The 20,746-nt window shown below is 69.7% G+C and carries 14 protein-coding genes; 7 read left to right on the forward strand and 7 right to left on the reverse strand.

Annotated features, from left to right (window positions below):
- Positions 1-479 precede the first annotated feature (479 nt).
- Both ACIGJO_RS27375 and ACIGJO_RS27380 read right to left on the reverse strand, forming a co-directional pair.
- On the reverse strand, positions 480-1,361 hold the full coding sequence (locus ACIGJO_RS27375; protein ID WP_399962801.1) for a Dyp-type peroxidase: 882 nt from the start codon (positions 1,359-1,361) through the stop codon (positions 480-482).
- 1,245 nt (positions 1,362-2,606) lie between these two features.
- Positions 2,607-4,136: a helix-turn-helix domain-containing protein gene (locus ACIGJO_RS27380; protein WP_399962478.1), complete on the reverse strand. Its 1,530-nt coding sequence runs from the start codon at positions 4,134-4,136 to the stop codon at positions 2,607-2,609.
- Between the two features lie 340 nt (positions 4,137-4,476).
- Between ACIGJO_RS27380 and ACIGJO_RS27385 the strand changes: the two genes are divergently transcribed.
- Together ACIGJO_RS27385 and ACIGJO_RS27390 are read left to right on the forward strand one after the other, a co-directional pair.
- Positions 4,477-5,559, forward strand: a complete 1,083-nt coding sequence (locus ACIGJO_RS27385; protein WP_399962480.1) for a MerR family transcriptional regulator — start codon at positions 4,477-4,479, stop codon at positions 5,557-5,559.
- Positions 5,560-5,647: 88 nt separating this feature from the next.
- Positions 5,648-6,394, forward strand: coding sequence for a hypothetical protein (locus tag ACIGJO_RS27390; RefSeq protein WP_399962482.1), 747 nt, complete (start codon positions 5,648-5,650; stop codon positions 6,392-6,394).
- On the opposite strand, the gene ACIGJO_RS27395 is transcribed toward ACIGJO_RS27390, so the two are convergent.
- Positions 6,276-7,925 carry a serine hydrolase domain-containing protein gene (locus ACIGJO_RS27395; RefSeq protein ID WP_399962484.1) on the reverse strand — a complete coding sequence of 550 codons (1,650 nt, stop codon included), beginning with the start codon at positions 7,923-7,925 and terminating at the stop codon, positions 6,276-6,278. The genes ACIGJO_RS27390 and ACIGJO_RS27395 overlap by 119 nt on opposite strands.
- A gap of 85 nt (positions 7,926-8,010) precedes the next feature.
- Between ACIGJO_RS27395 and ACIGJO_RS27400 the strand changes: the two genes are divergently transcribed.
- From ACIGJO_RS27400 to acnA, 4 genes are all read left to right on the forward strand, one after another.
- Entirely contained in the window at positions 8,011-8,664 is a 654-nt protein-coding gene (locus ACIGJO_RS27400) for a TetR/AcrR family transcriptional regulator (protein ID WP_399962486.1), read from the forward strand.
- Between the two features lie 521 nt (positions 8,665-9,185).
- Complete coding sequence (locus ACIGJO_RS27405; RefSeq protein ID WP_399962488.1) at positions 9,186-9,506, forward strand: hypothetical protein; 321 nt, start codon at positions 9,186-9,188, stop codon at positions 9,504-9,506.
- 336 nt (positions 9,507-9,842) lie between these two features.
- Positions 9,843-10,034, forward strand: a complete 192-nt coding sequence (locus tag ACIGJO_RS27410) for a hypothetical protein (RefSeq protein WP_399962490.1) — start codon at positions 9,843-9,845, stop codon at positions 10,032-10,034.
- A gap of 535 nt (positions 10,035-10,569) precedes the next feature.
- The gene (acnA, locus tag ACIGJO_RS27415) at positions 10,570-13,284 is read left to right on the forward strand and encodes an aconitate hydratase AcnA (RefSeq protein ID WP_399962492.1); all 2,715 of its coding nucleotides are present in this window, start codon (positions 10,570-10,572) and stop codon (positions 13,282-13,284) included.
- A gap of 130 nt (positions 13,285-13,414) precedes the next feature.
- Here the strand turns inward: acnA and ACIGJO_RS27420 are convergent, their stop codons facing one another.
- On the reverse strand, positions 13,415-13,951 hold the full coding sequence (locus tag ACIGJO_RS27420) for a hypothetical protein (protein ID WP_399962494.1): 537 nt from the start codon (positions 13,949-13,951) through the stop codon (positions 13,415-13,417).
- Between the two features lie 178 nt (positions 13,952-14,129).
- Between ACIGJO_RS27420 and ACIGJO_RS27425 the strand changes: the two genes are divergently transcribed.
- Positions 14,130-14,765 (forward strand): histidine phosphatase family protein, encoded by a 636-nt coding sequence (locus ACIGJO_RS27425; protein ID WP_399962803.1) that lies wholly within the window; start codon positions 14,130-14,132, stop codon positions 14,763-14,765.
- 221 nt (positions 14,766-14,986) lie between these two features.
- On the opposite strand, the gene ACIGJO_RS27430 is transcribed toward ACIGJO_RS27425, so the two are convergent.
- The 3 genes from ACIGJO_RS27430 to ACIGJO_RS27440 form a co-directional block, all read right to left on the reverse strand.
- Entirely contained in the window at positions 14,987-15,625 is a 639-nt protein-coding gene (locus ACIGJO_RS27430; RefSeq protein WP_399962496.1) for a class F sortase, read from the reverse strand.
- Between the two features lie 58 nt (positions 15,626-15,683).
- Positions 15,684-16,502, reverse strand: coding sequence for a hypothetical protein (locus ACIGJO_RS27435; protein WP_399962498.1), 819 nt, complete (start codon positions 16,500-16,502; stop codon positions 15,684-15,686).
- 297 nt (positions 16,503-16,799) lie between these two features.
- Positions 16,800-20,648 (reverse strand): GH92 family glycosyl hydrolase, encoded by a 3,849-nt coding sequence (locus tag ACIGJO_RS27440; RefSeq protein WP_399962500.1) that lies wholly within the window; start codon positions 20,646-20,648, stop codon positions 16,800-16,802.
- Positions 20,649-20,746 lie beyond the last annotated feature (98 nt).

A 20,746-nucleotide genomic window follows, 5' to 3' on the forward strand; every position in this document is an offset into this window, starting at 1 on the left:
CACCACTGATCAGACGGCCGTCCACCTGGATTTCCGGTGGCCATCAGCCTGGACTCGGCTGGCCGCACACCTGGACTTTGCCACGGCCGCCGTCACACATTCTTCGACGAAGAGTCCGTATCCCAGGAAAGTGTGAGGAGTCTACTTTCCTCGGCGGTCGAAGTATGCCGGGAGTCGTTGCAGGGTGGTGGTATCCGGAGAGGCCTCGCTTCCGGTCCGTGGGATATCAGAGAAATTCATGTATCCGATCTCGATCTGATCGACAGGGGTGGAATGAGAGTCCCTGCGCTGGTGCAAGGGGGTACGGCCCATCAGCCTCAAGTCTTCCGTGCCAATCCCCATTCCCTCTGGGGCGCCATTCCGGCGGACACGGTTGGCAGGATGCGCGCTCAGGGGGGGGAAGTGATGACGAGGACGGGCAAACGCCGCGAGGTGGCGTAGCTGTCGTCGTGCGCCTGCCTGGGATCACGCGACATTCTTTAGCCGAGGGCGTCCACCCAACCGTCACCGTGCGGAGGAACGAAGAAGTACCCGCCGCCGATGGTCAGCAGGTACTTCGCCATGGATTCCCCTTCAAGTCGTTTCTGGGTTGCTTCGAACCCCTGGGCCAGGTCTCGCTGGAAACAGGAGAAGATGATTCCCGTGTCGCCGTCGCCCTGGTCGTAGCTGTAGCTGCGCCGCACGATCGGTGGTGAGTTGCGGCGGTCAGGAGCTGCGAGACGTACATGCGAATCAAGCGGCGTAAGCCTGCCCGTCGGATCGGCCGCGAAGTTCGGTTGCTCGTCGCCCGGTGTGCCGTCCAGCCATCCACCGTCGCGTCGACGCCCGATGATCCGCTCCTGTTCGCGCACCGAGTCCTTGTCCCACAGGTCGGTCGCGAACCGGATGATGCGCACAACCTGATAGCTGCCGCCGACAGCCCACAGAGGCTCGTTCTGATCGGCAGTGGTGAGAGCGCGGTCGAGGGATTCCCTCTCGGTGCCGGGATTGCCGAAGCCCTCGGTGAAGTGGAACGGGTTACGGGCCAGGCCTCTGCCGTCCTCGACCCGGTTGGCGGGGCGAGAGCCATCGATCTGCCACCGAATTGTCCAGTTCGGGGAGGCTGTGTTCCTGATGCGTTCGACGGTCTTCCGTATCGCCGTGGCCTTATTGCCCGCCACGTGCACGAGCATGTCTCCGTGCGACATGGCGGGATCGAGAAGGTCGCCCGCGAAGTGCGGCATCGCCCTGAGCTGGCGGGGAAGCGCATCCGCGGTCCCGAAAAGTGTCGCCCCAAGAGCGAACCCCACAGACGTACCCGGCTCGGTGGCCGCGTGAACCCGATTCACTGTTTCTCTCAGCCCACTACGAGGCCGTCCCATATCGAGTGCGATCAACGCCGCATATCGCTCCGGCAGGAGTCCATGCAATTGGACGGGGCCGGCAGTCAAGTCGTCAGAAGTATCCCCGGCCCCTGCGGCGCCCCTGCCCGCCAATCCGTAGGCAGCCGCACCTCCGCCTGCCAGAGCAACCGCCATGCCCGAAGCCATCAGGTTCCTACGCCGTACCACTCCGACCTCACTCACTCCGATGAGCCCGTTGTCTCATCATTTCTCACCCTGTCAACCGAGGCTCGCCCACAACAGTGTTTTTACGGACTTTCTCTTGGAGCACCAGTTGTTGTCGGCACCGTTCGGCAGGGCAGCTGGGATGACAAGAACCCGCTGAACGGCGCCAGTTCGTACTTCACCGTAGTGTCGCCGCAGTTCTCGGTGACCAAGCGCGGGAGAGAAGCCCGCCGGGCGATTGGGCACCCGCGTCACGAGTGCCTGCTGGAAGTCCTCACGGGCGCGGGGCGATGTGCGGGGGCTTGCGACACGCGGCAGCACGCACTTTCGCGGCGGGTGCGACCGTGCTGGAGGGGAACGCGCTCTCTCGCGCTGGGCGGAACCCGGCAAGCTTCGGACTGCACCCTGCCCTCACCACAGCGGCAGGTCGGGCGGGTGGTGGCGTGTGTGGGAAAGAGGGAGGGCCTTCGGATCACGGGCGGCAACATGCTGGAGCCGGCGGCGAGTTCTTCGGCCCGCCGGCCGCCGGACCACCGTCCAGTCGTCGGGTGTCGGGCCAGGTGGGCAGGTCCATTTGCGGCAGGGGCAGCTCCGGCCAGGGCGCATTCACCGAGAAGCGGCGGGAGGGCGAACGGCTGGTTCGCCGCACGGAGTCTGTCCGAGGAAGGGACGTCGCTGTGGAGAGACCCGTCACTGTGGTCCGGCCGGCGGCACGGTACCTCACTGGCAGCGACCTCGGCCTGAACGGCGCTCCACTCTGCGGATGTTGCAGGACTTCCTCATCCGGCCCTGGAACGGGGTGGCGTCCGGCTGGTTGCGCATCGGGGTGAGCAGCGACGAGACGATCACGGCCGGCCCGCCATCCTGCGCGCGCAGCCGCAGGTCCTTGGTCTCGCTACCGTGAGATCTGTGGGGCGTGTTGCGGGCCTGGGAGGCTTGTGGAGAGGGCTCGCTTTCCACGCAAGGCCCTGGAGAAGTCCCACAGCTACGGCCACACCCCTCCGAATCTGCATTTACGCAGGTCAGATAGGGTGTGGCGTAGTGGTCACTTGTGCATTCTCAGATGTCGCGGAAGATCTCGATCTGGGCGCCCACCGAGTTCAGCCGCTCGGCCAGCTCCTCGTAACCACGGTTGATGACATAGACGTTGCGCAGTACGGAGGTTCCCTCGGCAGCCATCATCGCCAGCAGCACCACCACCGCGGGCCGCAGCGCGGGCGGGCACATCATTTCGGCGGCGCGCCAGCGGGTCGGGCCTTCGACCAGGACCCGGTGCGGGTCGAGGAGTTGCAGTCGGCCGCCGAGCCGGTTGAGGTCGGTGAGGTAGATGGCCCGGTTGTCGTAGACCCAGTCGTGGATGAGGGTCTGGCCGTGCGCGGAGGCCGCGATGGCCGCGAAGAAGGGCACGTTGTCGATGTTGAGGCCGGGGAACGGCATCGGGTGGATCTTGTCGATCGGCGCCTCCAGTTTGGAGGGGCGCACGGTCAGGTCCACCAGTCGGGTCCGGCCGTTGTCCGCGGCGTACTCCGTCGTGCGGTCGCAGTCGACGCCCATTTCCTCCAGCACCGCGAGCTCGATCTCCAGGAACTCGATCGGAACCCGGCGAATCGTGAGCTCGGACTCCGTCACCACGGCGGCGGCCAGCAGGCTCATCGCCTCGACCGGGTCCTCGGAGGGGGAGTAGTCCACGTCGACGTCGATGTGCGGCACACCGTGCACGGTGAGCGTCGTCGTACCGACGCCGTCGACCCGTACGCCCAGAGCCTCCAGGAAGAAGCAGAGGTCCTGGACCATGTAGTTGGAGGACGCGTTGCGGATGACGGTCGTGCCGTCGTGCCGGGCGGCGGCCAGCAGGGCGTTCTCGGTGACCGTGTCGCCGCGTTCGGTCAGGACGATGGGCCGGTCGGGCGTGACCGAGTGGTCGATCTGCGCGTGGTAGAGCCCCTCGGTGGCGGCGATCTCCAGCCCGAACCGGCGCAACGCGATCATGTGCGGCTCGATGGTGCGCGTACCGAGGTCGCAGCCGCCCGCGTACGGCAGCTTGAACTGGTCCATACGGTGCAGCAGCGGGCCGAGGAACATGATGATGGAGCGGGTCCGGCGGGCGGCGTCGGCGTCGATCGCCTCCATGTCGAGCTGGGTGGGCGGGACGATCTCCAGGTCCATACCGTCGTTGATCCAACGGGTGCGGACGCCGATGGAGTTCAGCACCTCCAGCAGCCGGAAGACCTCCTCGATCCGGGCGACGCGGCGCAGGACGGTGCGGCCCTTGTTCAGCAGGGTCGCGCACAGCAGCGCGACGCACGCGTTCTTGCTGGTCTTCACGTCGATGGCGCCGGAGAGGCGACGGCCGCCGACCACCCGCAGGTGCATGGGACCGGCGTATCCGAGGGACACGATCTCGCTGTCGAGGGCTTCACCGATGCGGGCGATCATCTCAAGGCTGATGTTCTGGTTGCCGCGCTCGATGCGGTTGACGGCGCTCTGGCTGGTGGCGAGCGCCTCGGCCAGCTGTGTCTGTGTCCAGCCCCGGTGCTGACGGGCGTCACGGATGAGCTTGCCGATGCGTACGAGGTAATCGTCTGACATAGCGCCAGGCTATCTCAGATATGAGATGAAGATCGCGCGGGGGTGCGCGTTGGGGTGACGGCCGGGCGGGTGACGGCCGCTCACCCGCGTCGGCGGGCAGCCGTGCGCCCGCGTCCGGACGCGGTCCCCGCCCATCGTCCTGCCGCCGCCCCGGCCCGGCTCGTGGTGCGCGCCCGTTCGGGGTGCTCCGCGAACCCGGCGGCAGTCCGGCGGCAGTCCGACGGCAGTCCGGGGGCTGCCGGGCCGACCGCCGTCCGGGCCTGCCCGTACGGAGGGCTCCGCCCATGCCCGGAGAGGGCGGTTTGACCTTCAAGCTGCTTGAACGCCGACAATCGCGCTCATGGACGACATCGACGCGTTGATGAGCATCGGCGCCTTCGGGCGACGGGTGGGACTGGCGCCCAGCGCTCTGCGGTTCTACGACGACTGCGACGTACTGCGCCCCGCCCACGTGGACGTGGCGACGGGATACCGCTACTACGCCCCCGACCAGGTGGCCCGTGCGGTGCTGGCGCGGCGCCTGCGGGCTGCGGGCGTGCCGCTCGGCGAAGCCGCGGTGGTGCTCGACGGCACTGATGAGGAGGCCCGTGCCGTCCTTGAGGAGCACGCCGGGAAGGTACGGGAGACCGCGGCATCGGCACAGTCGGCGATCGCGGCGATCCTCCACGACCTGCCCGCCGGGACGCGGCGGGTGAAGGCGCGCGTCGGCGGGGCGGAACTGGCCGGCGCCGTACGGCAGGTCGCGCCGTCGGTGGGGTCAGGTGCCGCGCGGGAGGAGTTCCCGGCGCTCGGCTGTGTCCTGATCGAGCTCGGTGCCGAAGAGATACGTCTGGTGGCCACGGACCGCTACCGCCTGGCCGTTCGAGCCCTGCGGCCCGCTTTCATGAAAGGAGATGAGTGCCAAGTCCTCGTGGAAGTCGGGGAATTGAAAGACGTTGCAGCCTGGGCGGTACGCCTGCCGGAAGTGAGCGTCGAAGTGGACCGGAACGGTGCGTGGCTGCGTGGCGGGGGCGCTTCGCGGGCTCTGCCGACCGTCGACGAGACGTTTCCCGACTACCGGATGATCCTCGACGATCTGCCGGACGCCCGGCATCGGGTGATCACGGGCCGCGCAGCACTCGGCGCCGCACTCGACGCCGCCGGTGCGCCGGGCACCCCGGTCACCCTGCGCGCCGGCGAGCATCAACTCACGCTCACCGCAGGCGCATCGGCCGACACCGCACTCCCCGCGCTCTGCACGGGGCCGCCGCTGCGCATCGCCTTCGACGCGGAGCTGCTCCGTTCGGCGCTCGATGCCGCCGTGGGGCCCGACGTGCTGCTGGAGATCGTGTCGCCGGACCGGCCCGTGGTCGTCCGCTCCGCCGACCAGGGAAGCTTCACCACCCTGGTGATGCCGGTCCGCGACACCGCGGACGACGCGTAGCCCCGCCCGCCGGGGACGGCCCGCAGCGCCCCGCTCCTCGAACAGCCCCCGCTCCTCGAACAGCCCCCGCCCCGCGAACGGATGATGGATGAGAGTGACCGTGGACCCCGCCAATCCCGTCGTCAGCCTGTGTGCCCGGGGCATGCGGGCCGAGGCCGCGGGCCGTGACGCCGAGGCGCATGACCTCTTCCGGCTCGCGTGGGACACGGCCGCCGACGACTACGAGCGCTGCGTCGCCGCCCACTACGTCGCGCGGCACCAGCCGATGCCCCGGGAGACACTGCGCTGGAACCAGGAGTGCCTCGACCGCGCGGACCTGGTGGCCGACGACCGGGTCGAGGGCTTCCACTCCTCCCTTCACCTGAACATGGCCAAGGCGTACGGGGATCTCTGCGAACCCGGCGCGGCGCGCGAGCACTTCGAGCGGGCTGCCGTACACGTACGGGAGGCGCCCCCGGGGCCGTACGCGGACGCCATGCGGTTCGCGGTCGCCGAAGGGCTGCGCTCCGCGGGCGCCACCGGACCACGGCCCGCCGATGAACTCCTGACGTCCCTGTTCGCCGCGCTGTGCCGACGCGGTGATCTCAAGGCCCTGGGGCTCCTGCTGCCGGCGTATCTGGGGGATCTCGGTACGGACGACGACGGGATTCGGCTGGTCACGGCCCTGCACATGGTGCACGCCGGCCGCTGGCTGCCGGAGGACGAACAGCGCACTCTCAGCCGGGCGATCGGCTCGCTGACCGCTGCCCAGGACCAGGACCAGGACCCGGAACCGGACTCGGAGTCCGTCCCCGGGTCTGCCGGCCTGCACGCCAGGAACGGATCGTCAGGGTGAGGCGCAGGGCGAGCGTCACGGCACCGGCGGCCGCCGCGACGCACACGGCGACGAAGGTGTCGGGCACCCAGTTCATCAGCTGGTCGGGATCCATCAGGGCCGTTGCCCGGACCAGCGCGGCCACCGGGGCCGCGCCCGCCAGGCACCAGAGGGCGGTCGCTGCGGTGCGGCGGGTCCGGGCGTCGGCCGTGACCGGGCGGCGCAGGAGCCGGACCTGCCATCCGACCGCCAGAAGCAGGGTCACGGCGAGGGCGGTGGCGCCCCAGACGGCCGGGTAGTAGACACCGGCGGACGGGCTGCTCGTGGGAGTCTCACCGGTTCCCAGGATCCGGGCGGCGCCGAATCCGACCTCCATGAGCGCCTCGTCCTGGAGCAGGCCGTACAGGTTCTGCTCCAGCACGATGGCGGTGTTCAGCTTCGGCAGCAGGAACAGCATCGCCGCGTAGCCGGGCGTCGCGCCCGTGTGCCAGACGGCGTCGTCGAGCGGCGCGTCCAGGCCGCCGACCCGCCAGCCCAGCCCGTATCCGGTCCCGGCGCCGGTGGGCCGGAGCCTGCCCTCCTCGCGCATCAGCCGTACGGATTCGGGAGTGAGGACGCTCTTGCCCCCGGCGGTCCTGCCCGATCTGAGCTGGAACGAGGCAAAGGCGGCCAGGTCGTCGAGGTCTCCGCCCGTGTAGCCGTAGGCCGCGCCGTGGTCATCGACGCCGTCGACGGTCGCGGACGGCACTCCCCACAGGAGCCGGTGCCCCGGGGACAGGTTCCGCTTCCGGGCCGAGGCCCGGTCGGCGATGGCGCCGTCCATCCCCGCCGGGTCGAACACGCTCCGCCGGAGATGCTCGGCGAAGGGGAGCCCGGTGACGGACTCGACCAGGGAGGCGAGGACCAGATAGTTGGCGCTGGTGTAGGCGTACGTGGTCCCGGGCGGCCCGAGCGGGCGCACCCCGTCCAGTGCGCCGAGGCGTTCCGCCGGACGGGGGCAGTCGGCGGCGAGGCAGTCGGCGACCTCGAACGTGGCCGACTCGGGCAGTCCGCCGGTCTGGTCGAGGAGATGGCGGACCGTGACCCCGGACGCGTGCGCCGCGCCGCCGAACCGGAAGTCCGGCAGATGGTCCACGACCCGGTCGTCGAGACGGAGGCGCCCGTCCTGGACGAGGGTCATCACGCTGGTCGCCGTGATCGGTTTGGCGACCGACCCCCACAGGAACGGTGTCCCGGCCCGGACGCGCTCGCCCCGTCCGTCCCTGCCCCAGGACCGCTGATGGACCGGGCCGTCGGGACCGACCACGGCGTAGGAGATGCCGGGCGTGCGGGTGGCCCGCATCCGGTCGCGGACATAGGCGTCGATCGCGGCATAGCGGTCGGGCATGACATCGCCCGAGGCGGCAGTCTCGGCGCCGGAAGCGCCGGAAGTGCCGGAAGCGCCGGAGGCCTTAGGGGTGTAGGAGGCGGCAGGGGCCACCGGGGTGCAGAGAAAGAGACAGAGCAGGAGGACCACCGTGTTCGCGGCGGCACTCCGCAGGCGGTTGGGCATGGGGCTTCCTCACCGTTGTCGAAGGCGTCAGGACGGATAACCATATGGCGATACGGTTTTTACCGTACGCTGGTACGGTTATCAAGTGCCCAGGACCGCGGACCATGAAGAACGCCGACGCCAGATCGCCGTCGCCGTCTGTGAACTCATCTCTGAACACGGGCTCGACGCCGTGACGGTCGCCCGCACGGCGGCCACCGCCGGAATGTCGGTGGGGCTCGTGCAGCACTACTTCCGTACGAAGGACGAGATGCTGCTCCACGCGTTCAACGCGGTCACCGCGCGCATCAGGATCCGGGCCGACGAGCGGATCCGGGCCGGGATCGCGCACCGGCGGCCCATCTCCCGGGTTCTGGGCGAGGCGATGGCCGAGTGCATCCCCCTGGACGACGGGCGTCGCGCCGAGTTCCGGGTCACCAGGGCGTTCGCCGGCCGGGCCCTGGACGCGCCCGCCCTCGCCGACGTAGACATCGAGACCGCCCGGCGGCTGCGCGAGGACATCGCGCAGGCCGTTCGCAACGGCAAGGAGTGCGGCGAGGTCGAACCGGGTCTGGATCCCTGGCCCGCGGCCGTCCGGCTCACCGCCGTGACGGAAGGCCTCGCGATGCAGGTCTACCGGGATCCCGCCGGGGTCAACGGGGTGGCCGCGGGGGAGCTGGTGGCCTCGGTCATCGCCGACGAGCTCGCGGCGGTCTTCACCGGCGAGTGCGACCAGTACGCCGAGCGGTCCGGCGCCTGACCCGTACGCGGGGGCGTGGCGCGTCTGCGAGGGGAGCCGGCCCCGTACGCGGGAGGAGTCCGTTCCGGGGCTGCCTCGTACGCGGTGGAAGCGAAACGGGCCGGTCCGCCCGACGAATACCCCGAATGGGTGCGGGCGGTCGGGGGCTGTCCTGTCGTAGTGAAGGTTGAGCATTCCCGCTGAAGGTTGAGCGGCTGACGAACAGCGGGACCGAAATGCAGGGGCCCATTCCTGAGCCGAAGCGCGACAGCTGCCACCAACACAGGCGGCCTGTCACCAAGGCGGGCGGCCTGTCACCAGGACTTCCGGGCGGGGCCGCGCGGGGTCGGAAGCTGTGCCGGAACCCGTGACCTGTGACGTTCTGTGACAGCGGACGGGCCAGTAGAGCCGGTGTGGCTCACAGTGGTCACCTGGGGCTCATCAGTCTCTTGCTGGTGCAACAGTTTCTTGCTGGTGCAACCCATTTCGATGCCGGGCCGTCCAACTCCTTGACGGACGGCTGCCGATCACGCGGAGGGCGCATGGCGAAGAAGGACCGGACAACGGACGCGGCGAGGGACAAGGACCGCGAAAAGTGGATGGCTCGATTTCAGGTACGGCTGGCCATGCGGCCGGGCGTTGACCGGGCAGTGGTGCTCCAGGCGGTCAAGGAAGTCACGACGCACTGCGCGGATACGGGAGAGCACCCGCAGACCGCTTTCGGCGACCCGGACGCCTGTGCCGTGCAGGCCGCCGCGCGGCTGGTACCGGCGGACCGGGCGGCGCGCGCGAGGCGGCACGACGCCGCGGTGGACGCGCTCGGCTCCGTGCTGAAAAAGGCCCGGGACGTCGCCGGTCTGTGACCGGTCGACCCGACCTCCGTCACGGTCCGGCGCACGGGTTCCGGAACAGCTTCCATCCGTCGCGACTGCTGGGCGGCGCAGGCCGTCGGCGGCACGTCGGAGCCGATCGGGCCTTGAGCGCTGCTGATGACAGACGGCGTGCCGTCCCGGTGACAACCCTCGTACTTCCTTCGCCCGGTCGAAGCCGCAGGTCGGCCGACGCCGCCGGTGACACCTACCGTGCTTCGGCTCGATTCCAGGGCGATGTAGGCAGATCTCGGCATGTCCGCCGACGTCAATGGGATGACCGAGTACAGGCCGGGTGCTCGCCTGTGGGGCCCGGACGATGAGGACTCTGTGTGGAGGGTCGCCATCGGCCCGTTCCTGCTCAACCGCGGCAACGCCTACGAAACGAAGCAGTCAGGCGCGTGCCGCCGCCCCTCACCCTCCCCGCGCCAGTGCAGCCCGAACGGCTGGGAGGCGTTCCCCACCACGTCCGGGGCGAAGTCCAGCGGAATCGGACGGTCCCGCTCCGGCCACGACTCGTAGCCCCCATGGCCGCTGGTCGTCACGCGTAGTACCGGCCCGCGAAACTGCGGGCACCCTCGTTCCAGCGGAACCCGCGTACCGGCGCCACACCCTCCAACCGGACGCTCCACCCGGCACCCGGCACCCGACGCGACACGCCGCCACCGGCCGGCGGCGACGAAGTCCAGGTCGAAGGCGCTGAGTACGGATCGCCGTACGCGCGTAACGCTTCCCCGCCGTCTCCCCGGACAACCAGGCCTCAACGGCCGCTCAGCACTCGCTGGGAACACCGAGCCGCCACCGGCGTTCGCCGGGAACGCTCAACCTTCGCCGCGAGAGATCGGGGGCGCCCGGGCATGACCGGGAGGCGGCGATGTACTAGAGTTATCTCGACATCGAGATATCTGCCGAGGCGCACCGCAGCCGCCGCTCGGTAAGGGTTACCTAACTAAGCCTTACCTTAGCGGATGGTCGGGGCCGTAGGCGGCACCACGCGGCGCCGGCCGCCAATGAGGCGCGGCGCGGTAGTACGCGCACATTGAAGAAGGAGACTGTCGTGTCGGCGAACAGCTTCGACGCCCGCAGCACGCTGCGCGTGGGCGACGAGTCGTACGAGATCTTCAAGCTGGACAAGGTGGAGGGCTCCGCGCGCCTCCCTTACAGCCTGAAGGTGCTGCTGGAGAACCTGCTCCGCACCGAGGACGGCGCGAACATCACCGCCGACCACATCCGGGCGCTGGGCGGATGGGACTCGCAGGCCCAGCCCAGCCAGGAGATCCAGTTCACGCCGGCCCGCGTGATCATGCAGGACTTCACCGGCGTCCCCTGTGTCGTGGACCTCGCCACCATGCGTGAGGCCGTGAAGGAGCTCGGCGGCGACCCGGCGAAGATCAACCCGCTGGCCCCGGCCGAGCTGGTCATCGACCACTCCGTCATCGCCGACAAGTTCGGCACCAACGACGCGTTCGCCCAGAACGTCGAGCTGGAGTACGGCCGCAACAAGGAGCGCTACCAGTTCCTGCGCTGGGGCCAGACCGCCTTCGACGAGTTCAAGGTCGTCCCCCCGGGCACCGGCATCGTGCACCAGGTCAACATCGAGCACCTGGCCCGTACGGTCATGGTCCGTGGCGGCCAGGCGTACCCCGACACCCTCGTCGGCACCGACTCGCACACCACCATGGTCAACGGCCTCGGCGTGCTCGGCTGGGGCGTCGGCGGCATCGAGGCCGAGGCAGCGATGCTCGGCCAGCCGGTCTCCATGCTCATCCCGCGCGTCGTCGGCTTCAAGCTGACCGGTGAGCTGCCGGCGGGCACCACCGCCACCGACCTCGTGCTGACCATCACCGAGATGCTCCGCAAGCACGGCGTCGTCGGCAAGTTCGTCGAGTTCTACGGTGAGGGCGTCGCCGCCACCTCCCTCGCGAACCGCGCCACCATCGGCAACATGTCGCCGGAGTTCGGCTCCACCGCCGCGATCTTCCCGATCGACGACGAGACCCTGAAGTACCTGCGCCTGACCGGCCGCGACGAGCAGCAGGTCGCCCTCGTCGAGGCGTACGCCAAGGAGCAGGGCCTCTGGCTGGACCCGGCCGCCGAGCCCGACTTCTCCGAGAAGCTGGAGCTCGACCTCTCCACGGTCGTCCCCTCCATCGCCGGCCCGAAGCGCCCGCAGGACCGTATCGTCCTCGCCGACGCGAAGGCGCAGTTCGCGCAGGACGTGCGCAACTACGTCGCGGACGACGAGGAGTCGGGCAAGGAGTCCTTCCCGGCCTCCGACTCCCCGGCCGCCGCCAACGGTGTCCCGAGCCGTCCCACCACGGTCACGGCCCCCGACGGCTCGACGTACGAGATCGACCACGGCGCCGTCACCGTCGCCGCGATCACCTCCTGCACCAACACCTCGAACCCGTACGTCATGGTCGCCGCGGCGCTCGTGGCCAAGAAGGCTGTCGAGAAGGGCCTGTCCCGCAAGCCGTGGGTCAAGACCACGCTCGCCCCGGGCTCCAAGGTCGTCACCGACTACTTCGACAAGGCGGGCCTGACCCCGTACCTCGACAAGGTCGGCTTCAACCTCGTCGGCTACGGCTGCACCACCTGCATCGGCAACTCCGGCCCGCTGCCGGACGAGGTCTCCAAGGCCGTCAACGAGCACGACCTGGCCGTGACCTCGGTGCTCTCCGGCAACCGTAACTTCGAGGGCCGGATCAACCCCGACGTCAAGATGAACTACCTGGCGTCCCCGCCGCTGGTCGTCGCGTACGCCATCGCCGGTTCGATGAAGGTCGACATCACCAAGGACGCCCTGGGCACCGACCAGGACGGCAAGCCGGTCTACCTCGCGGACATCTGGCCCTCGGAGGCCGAGGTCAACGACGTCGTCGCCAACTCCATCGGCGAGGACATGTTCAACAAGTCCTACCAGGACGTCTTCGCGGGCGACGCCCAGTGGCAGGCGCTGTCGATCCCGACCGGCAACACCTTCGAGTGGGACTCCGAGTCCACCTACGTGCGCAAGCCCCCGTACTTCGAGGGCATGACGATGGAGACGACCCCGGTCGAGGACATCACCGGCGCCCGGGTGCTCGCCAAGCTGGGCGACTCGGTCACCACCGACCACATCTCCCCGGCCGGTGCGATCAAGGCCGACACCCCGGCCGGCAAGTACCTCACGGAGCACGGCATCGAGCGCCGTGACTTCAACTCCTACGGCTCGCGCCGCGGTAACCACGAGGTCATGATCCGCGGCACGTTCGCCAACATCCGTCTGCGCAACCAGATCGCGCCGGGCACGGAGGGCGGCTTCACCCGCGACTTCACCCAGGCCGACGGCCCCGTGTCGTTCATCTACGACGCCTCGCAGAACTACCAGGCCGCGGGCACCCCGCTCGTCATCCTGGCGGGCAAGGAGTACGGCTCCGGCTCGTCCCGCGACTGGGCGGCCAAGGGCACCGCGCTCCTCGGTGTCAAGGCCGTCATCGCCGAGTCCTACGAGCGCATCCACCGCTCGAACCTCATCGGCATGGGCGTCCTCCCGCTCCAGTTCCCCGAGGGCGCGACCGCCGAGTCGCTCGGCCTCACCGGCGAGGAGACCTTCTCCTTCACCGGCGTCACCGAGCTGAACGACGGCACCACGCCGCGCACGGTCAAGGTCACCACCGACACGGGTGTGGAGTTCGACGGTGTCGTCCGCATCGACACCCCCGGTGAGGCGGACTACTACCGCAACGGCGGCATCCTGCAGTACGTGCTCCGCAGCCTGATCCGCAAGTAGGCGGGCCCGCAGCATCAGGAGGGGCCGCATCCCGGTGACGGGGTGCGGCCCCTCCGCGTTGCGCGGCGGCGTGCGGCGTGCGGCGTGCGGCGTGCGCGTGCTGGGACGTTGTGTCTGTCCGCCCCGCGGTTCAGCCGTTCGACGGGGTCCGTTCGACCTCGGCGATACGGCACTTCGTACCGCGCGGCACCTCACCGAGGCCCTGCACCTTCGACTTGGCCGACTTACCGGGGGCCAGGCCGGTCACCGTGGTGACACCCTCGGAGACCTGGGTGCCGTCCTTGTCCACGAAATCGACGAACACGATGTAGTCCGCGGTGCTTCCGGACCCGTTGACGACCTTCACATCGGCCTCGGGCCACCCGATCACGGAATCCCTCGCGCACCGGGCGACCGAGATGTCGGCCCGCGGGGCCGTACCGGTCCCGGTCGGCTCCGCCAAGGGCTCCCCCTCCGCGGGTTCCTCCTCCGTCAGCGCCTCGGCGGACGGTGTCCCGCCCGGTGCGGGCGACGAGGAGGGCAGCCGCTTCAGCGACTCGGGGGCCGCTCGGTCCATCGCCGTGTAGACGAGTGCCGCCACGGCCGACATGGCCAGCAGCCCGCCGCTCAGCGACAGCGTGACGATCAGCCCGATGCGCTGCCTGCGCGGAGCCGGCGGAGGTGGCACGGACGAGGAGAAGGGCGACGGCGGCGGTGACAGCGACGGCGGTGGTGGAAAGCTGTCCGGCAAGAGGTCCCCCCACGGGAATCGATCAAGACATGTGTACGAGCCATACGGTACGTGGGTACGGACCATGACGGAGCGCCGGAAGGCGCGCACCCTCGGCGCGGAGAGCGGTAGGACCATGGGCGAGCTGATCCTGATCCGGCACGGCGAGACGGAGTGGTCCCGCTCCGGGCAGCACACGAGCTACACCGACATGCCGCTGACGGACATCGGTGAACGCCAGGCCCGCGCACTCTTCCCGCTCCTGGCCGGCCGGAACATCGCGCTCACCCTGGTCAGCCCGTCCGTACGGGCCCGCCGCACCGCCGAGCTGGCCGGGCTGGCCGCGCCCCGGGTCATCCCGGAGCTGCGCGAGTGGGACTACGGCGGCTACGAGGGCGTGACCACCGTGGAGATCCACCGCACCCGCCCCCTGTGGAACCTGTGGACCGACGGCGTCGACCCCGGCACCGACGAACACCCGGGGGAGAGTCCGCACGAGGTCGGCGCGCGGGCGGACCGGGTCCTCGCGGGGGTGCGGTCGGCCACCGAGCGGACCGGGGACGGGGACATCGTGCTCGTCGCGCACTCGCACTTCCTGCGGGTGCTCACCGCCCGCTATCTGGGGCTGACCCCGGCGGAGGGGCGGCTCTTCCAGCTGGCGACGGGCGCCCTCTCCCGGCTCGGTACGGAGCACGGGCAGCCGGTCGTCACCGCGCTGAACCTGGCACTTCCCGAAGGGCTGTCGGAGACCGGCGGCGGCGACGCCCGCTGAGCCGGACGGAGATGCCCACTGAGCCGGCCGGAGACGACGCGGCCGGCCCCTCGTGCGCGAGGCACCGGCCGCCACGCGTTCGGGCCGCCACGCGTCCGGGCCGCCACGCGTCCGGGCCGCCACGCGTCCGGGCCGCCACGCGTCCGGGCCGCCACGCGCCCGGGCCGTCACGCGCCCCGGCCGTCCTCCGTCCCGGCCGTCCATCCGGCCCGCGTGACGGCTCATGCCGTTTTGAGGCCGGTGAGATGGGCGAAGACGACCACGTTCGCCGAGTAGCCGCTCTTCTTGTCGAACCTTCCGCCGCACGTCAGCAGCCGCAGCTCCGGACGCGCGGTCGGGCCGTAGACCTTGTCGTCGGGGAAGTCTTCCTTCTTGTACGTCTTCACGTCGTCCACGGTGAAGACGGCAGTGCGGCGGTCGGCCCGCCGGACCTTGACGGTGTCCCCGCGGTGCAGCGCGTTCAGATTGAGGAAGATCGCGGGGCCGGTGCGGGTGTCCCGGTGGCCGACGATCAGGGCGGTTCCCGCCTCCCCGGGGGCCGGGCCGTCGCGGTACCACCCGACCTCCTTGGGCCTGCTCATGGGCGGAGCGTCCAGCCGGCCCTTCTTGTCCAGGCCCAGGCCGGTGACCGGGGCCTCGATCACGATGGCGGGGACGGCCAGTTCCACCGGCGCCGACGGCGGCAGCGGTGCGTGCGAGGCCGGGACGTCCTTCGCCGCCGGGACCGGTTCCCGCCGGACCGGGGCCCCGCCGCCGCCCACGGCGTCCGAGCCGTGGGCGGCGGCCGACGTGTCCTCGGACGAGCCGCTGCTCGCCCAGGCGACGCCGGCCACCAGGGAGAGCGTCACGCACACCGTCATGGTGAGACGGCATACGCGACTCGGGCCTCTTCGCTGCCGCTGTCGCCGGTGGGGGCCGTTACGCTGCGCCACTGGCGCGGCGGCGTGCCGACCTGCGGACCAGGATCAGCCCGGCCACTCCGGCCGCGCTCGCCGCCAGTGCCGTGCCCGTCCCGAAGCCGGATCCGCTCTCCGCGCTGACGGTCTCCATGGTCGGAACGCCACCGCCACCGGCGGGGACCGCGCCGGAGGGCCGGCTGCCCTTGTCCTCACCGGACCACGAGGAGCCCTCGCTGCCACTCTCGCTGCTCTGACCGTTCTGGCTGCCCTGACCACTCTGGCCGCTCTGGCTGCTCTGACCGCCCTGGCTGCTCTGGCCGTTCTGGCCGTTCTGACCACCCTGGCCGTTCTGGCCGTTCTGACCACCCTGGCCTTCCTGGCCGTTCTGGTTGCCCTGGCGTCCCTGGTTCCGGTCCTGGCGCTCGCAGTCGATGGTGAAGGTCTTCTGCTTCAGGCCGACCGGAACCACCCACTGGAGCTGGTACGTGCCGTCCGGCAGCAGGTACTCCTGGCTGATGGCCCTGCCCTGGGAGAGGGCGAGGGTGCCGACCAGGGTGTCCCCGGGGGGCACGGTCGGGGGCTGCGCGGTGATCGTGAACGGAACCGCCGGGAGAGTCTCGAAGTTGGCCGCGACCAGCTTGAACGCACAGACCGGGGCCCCGTCGCGGTTGTTGCCGCGCTGCTGGCCGGCCGATTGGACGCTCAGGTCGCCGCTGTCGCCCGGGGCCGCGTGTGCCGCGGGCGCTCCGGCCAGGGTGAGTCCGGCGACGGTGAGGGCCGCGGCCACCGCGGTACCGGTGCGGGTGCCGCGTGAGCGGACGGAAGCGGAGATGGGCATGGAAGCTCCTTCTAGCCGAGATGATTGTCGTACTGATCACCTGATCGCCCAAGAGATCCCACGAAATGCCCCAAAAGCTTATAAAGACACAAGCGAAATCACAGAAGTACCCTGACTAGCCGATACGCGGGATGGGTTGTCCGGATGACAGGCCCGCCTCCCGCGCCCACCGCAAGCGGCCCGTCCACCCGCGCCACCGCAGGCGGACGGGCCACCCGCCCACGCGGATGGCCCGTCCGTGTCCCGTCACCCGGTCGCGGCCGCGACCGGGTGACGGGGCCGGAAAGGGTGCCGGCCTCAGCCGAGCAGCTCCACCTCCGCCAGGGTCGCCGGGCGGTCGAGCACCAGCCGGTACTTGGCGTAGGCGCCCGGCCGGTCCACCGAGAACACCCGGGTCTGCTGGTCCCAGGCGAAGGTCTGCGCGGACCGCTTGTCGAGGTCCGTCCACGCCGTGCCGTCCGTGGACCCCTGCAGGACCCAGCCGCTCGGGGCTCCGTCCGCCCTGCCCGATGTCAGCGTGTACTGGAGAGCCTTTGTCGCCGTTCCCACCGGCAGGTCCACCGACCCGGCGGTCGCGGAGGTCGCCGAGGTGTTGTCGAAGAGGGCGCCCCCGCCCTTCAGCACATCACCGCGCGGCGACGGAACCTTGTCGTCCTCGGTGATGGACACCGGGGCCGCGTCCTTCCCCGTGCCCCAGGCGGACGGCCGGGAGCCCATGTCGAACTCCAGCGTGCCGCCCCTGGCCAGCAGATCGTGGGGGAGCGAAGTGGAGGTCCACTTCTTGCCGTTGACCTTCAAGCCTTGAACGTAGATGTTCTTCGAGCTGTTCTTCGGAGCGCTGACCACCAGCTTGCGGCCGTCCTCCAGGCGCACGGTCGTCCTCGTGAAGAGCGGCGAGCCGATCGCGTACTCACCACTGCCCATCACCAGCGGGTAGAAGCCGAGCGAGGAGAACAGGAACCAGGCCGACTGCTCGCCGTTGTCCTCGTCGCCGTGGTAGCCCTGCCCAATCTCGCTGCCCGTGTAGAGGCGGCCGAGGACCTCGCGCACCTTCTCCTGCGTTTTGTACGGCTGCGAGGCCGCGTTGTACATGTACGTGGCGTGGTGGGCGACCTGGTTGCTGTGGCCGTACTGGCCCATCCGCACATCACGCGCCTCCGTCATCTCGTGGATGACGCCCCCGTACGAGCCGACGAACTCCGGTCCCGCGGTCTCGGGCGTGGAGAAGTAGGTGTCCAGCTTCTTGCCCAGACCGGCCCGCCCGCCGTACAGGTTCGCCAGGCCCCGGCTGTCCTGCGGGGCGGTGAAGGCGTAGCCCCAGCCGTTGGTCTCCGTGTAGTCGTAGCCCCAGACGCGCGGGTCGTACTGGCCGGAGGGGAGGCGCCAGTCGCCCTTGGCGTCCCTGCCCTGGAAGAAACCGGCCTTGTCGTCGAAGAGCTTGACGTAGTTGCGGGCGCGGTTGAGGAAGTACGCGGACTCCTCCTTGTACCGCTCCTTCTTCGTCTTCCGGTAGAGCACCTGGCCCATCCGCGCGATGCCGTAGTCGTTGAGGTAGCCCTCCAGCGACCAGGACAGGCCCTCGTGCGTGGTGGTGTCGGCGTACCCGGTGAAGACCGAGGTCAGCATGCCCTTGCGGCCGACGCCGGAGGACGGCGGGGCCACCGTGGCGTTCTTGACCGCCGCGTCGTAGGCCGCCTCCGCGTCGAACTCCACGCCCTTGACGTACGCGTCGGCGAACGCCACGTCCGAACTGGTGCCGGTCATCAGGTCCGCGTAACCGGGCGAGGACCAGCGGGAGATCCAGCCGCCGTCCTTGTACTGCTGGACGAAACCGTCCACCATCTCGCCCGCCTTCTTCGGAGTGAGGAAGGAGTAGGCGGGCCATGTCGTGCGGTAGGTGTCCCAGAAGCCGTTGTTGACGTACACCTTGCCGTCGACGATCTTCGCGCCGGTGTGTGCCGGGGTGTCGGTGCCGGTCTTCGGGGAGAAGGGGCTGGCGTATCTGCTCTTCCCGTCGACCTGCTCGAAGCCCGAATTCGGGTACAGGTACAGCCGGTACAGGCTGGAGTAGAGCGTCGTCAGCTGGTCGGCGTTCGCGCCCTCGACCTCCACCTTGCCCAGGATGCCGTCCCACGCCTTCTGCGCCCGGCGCTCGACGCGGTCGAAGGAGGTGGACGCCGGGAGCTCCATGGCCAGGTTCTTCCTGGCCTGGTCGAGGCTGATCAACGAGGTGGCCAGCCGCAGGCCGACCGTACGGTCCCTGCCCGCGTCGAAGCGGAAGAAGCCGGTGACGTCGTCACCGCCACCGCCCTTGAGCCGTCCGCTGTCGGTGACCGGCGCGTCGAACGCCCCGTACATGAAGAGCCGGGTCGCCCCCGTCGAGCCGCCGCTCCTGACATCCGAATAGCCCGAGAAGGAAGCGGACTTCGCGTCGAGTGTCAGACCGCCATCGTTCGACACGTTGTCGAAGACGATGCTCGCGTCCTTGCCGGGGTACGTGAACCGCATCCGCGCCGCGTGGTCGGTCGGCGTCATCTCGGCCTTGAGACCGTTCTCGAACGTCACCCCGTAGTAGTGCGGCTTCGCCGTCTCCCTCTCGTGGCGGAAGGGCAGCGCGCGTGCCGTGCGAGAGGCGTCCGGGGTGCCCGCCTTCGCCGAGGGCATCAGCTGGAAGGTCTGGCGGTCGCCCATCCAGGGGCTCGGCTCGTGGCTGGCGCTGAAGGCCTGGAGCGTGGGCAGGTTGTCCTCGTTGTTGCCGCGCGCGTAGTCGTACAGCCAGCTCGTGGAGCCGGCGTTGGTGACCGGCGTCCAGAAGTTGAAGCCGTGCGGGACGGCGGTGGCCGGGATGTTGTTGCCGCGCGAGAAGCCGCCGCTGGAGTTGGTGCCGCGGGTCGTCAGCGCGTAGTCCGACAGATGCGCCCTGCGCTTCTCCGGAGCCTTCGGGGCGATCGTGATGTCGTCGATCCAGCCCTGGAACTTCGCGGGGCCCCCGGGGGAGTCGTACGCCACCAGGATCCGGTCGACGGTCCGGCCCGCCGCGACCGTTCCGATGCGCGAGGAGACCTTGTTCCACTGGTTGACGTAGAGCCGCTTGGCGTCGGCCTGGCCCCGGGGGGTCAGCGCACCGCCGTGGGAGTCGGTGGCCTTCAGCCCGCTCAGGTAGGTGCCGTCGGTGAAGGCGAGGTCCACCGCGACATGCGTCGCCGGGTAGGAGAGGTCGGTCTCGCCCATCTGCGGATACACCAGGTAGGAGAGCTGGGTGTCCTTGGTGACGGCGGTGTTCACGTCGAAGACCTTGTTGTACGAGTACGCCCGGCCGCCCGGCTTGTGCGTACCCGCGTAGCGAAGTGCCTTCCTCCCGGTGAATCCCGCGCCAGACTTGGCGGTGGGCGAGCCGGAGGGCCCCCGGTCGGCCTGGCTGCGCATGACGTCGGGGGCCGGGGCGGAGGTGTCGCCGTCGGAGAACTGGACGTCCGCGAGCTGGGTCGCGTCCGAGGCGCCGTTGTTCTTCGTGATCTCCAGCCGGAAGTGCTGGTACGCCGTGTCGGCGGTGAAGTCGTACGACGTGGTCTGGAACCGCTTCGCGAAGGTCTGCCCGGTCCGGGCGTCCAGGTCCGTCCAGGTCCGGCCGTCCGCGGAGCCCTTCAGGGTCCAGTCCCTCGGGTCCCGCTCGGCGTGGTCGTTGGCCGAGGTCAGCGCGTATGTCACGACCTTGACCGGTTCGGCCAGATCGAACTCGATCCAGCCGGACGGCTCGAACGCCAGCCACTTGGTGCCGGGTTCGCCGTCGATCAGATTCTCCTTGACCTCGCCGCCGCCGGTGTTCTCGCCGCCGGCCCGCAGATCCGTCACCTTGTCGGTGACATTGCCCGGTATCCCGGCGGCGAATCCGCCGTCGACGCCCGAGGCCCTCGGTCTGCCGTCCGGGCCCTCCTCCACGGTGTTGCGCCAGTCCGGCTGCTTCTCGTCCGCCTCGAACGAGGAACTGAACGTTTGCTCACCGGAGGGCTTCCGGGGTGTTCCGGCCGGTTGCGCGGCGGCGGCCGCGGAGGCCGTCAGCACCAGAGCGAGCGAGGCCGCGATGGTGGCGACTGTGTGGCTTTGTCTCTTTCGAGAGTTTTGATGGAGACCACGTGGTGGCTGCATGCCGAGCCATTCCTCCCCGGAAGCGTGCTGGACAACGTTGTCATAGCGCGATGCAAGGTCCAGTAGGGAGCCAAGTGGTCCGATGTGTCAAGGGTGTT

The sequence above is a fragment of the Streptomyces sp. NPDC079020 genome, from assembly GCF_044542225.1.
Taxonomy (GTDB): Bacteria; Actinomycetota; Actinomycetes; order Streptomycetales; family Streptomycetaceae; genus Streptomyces.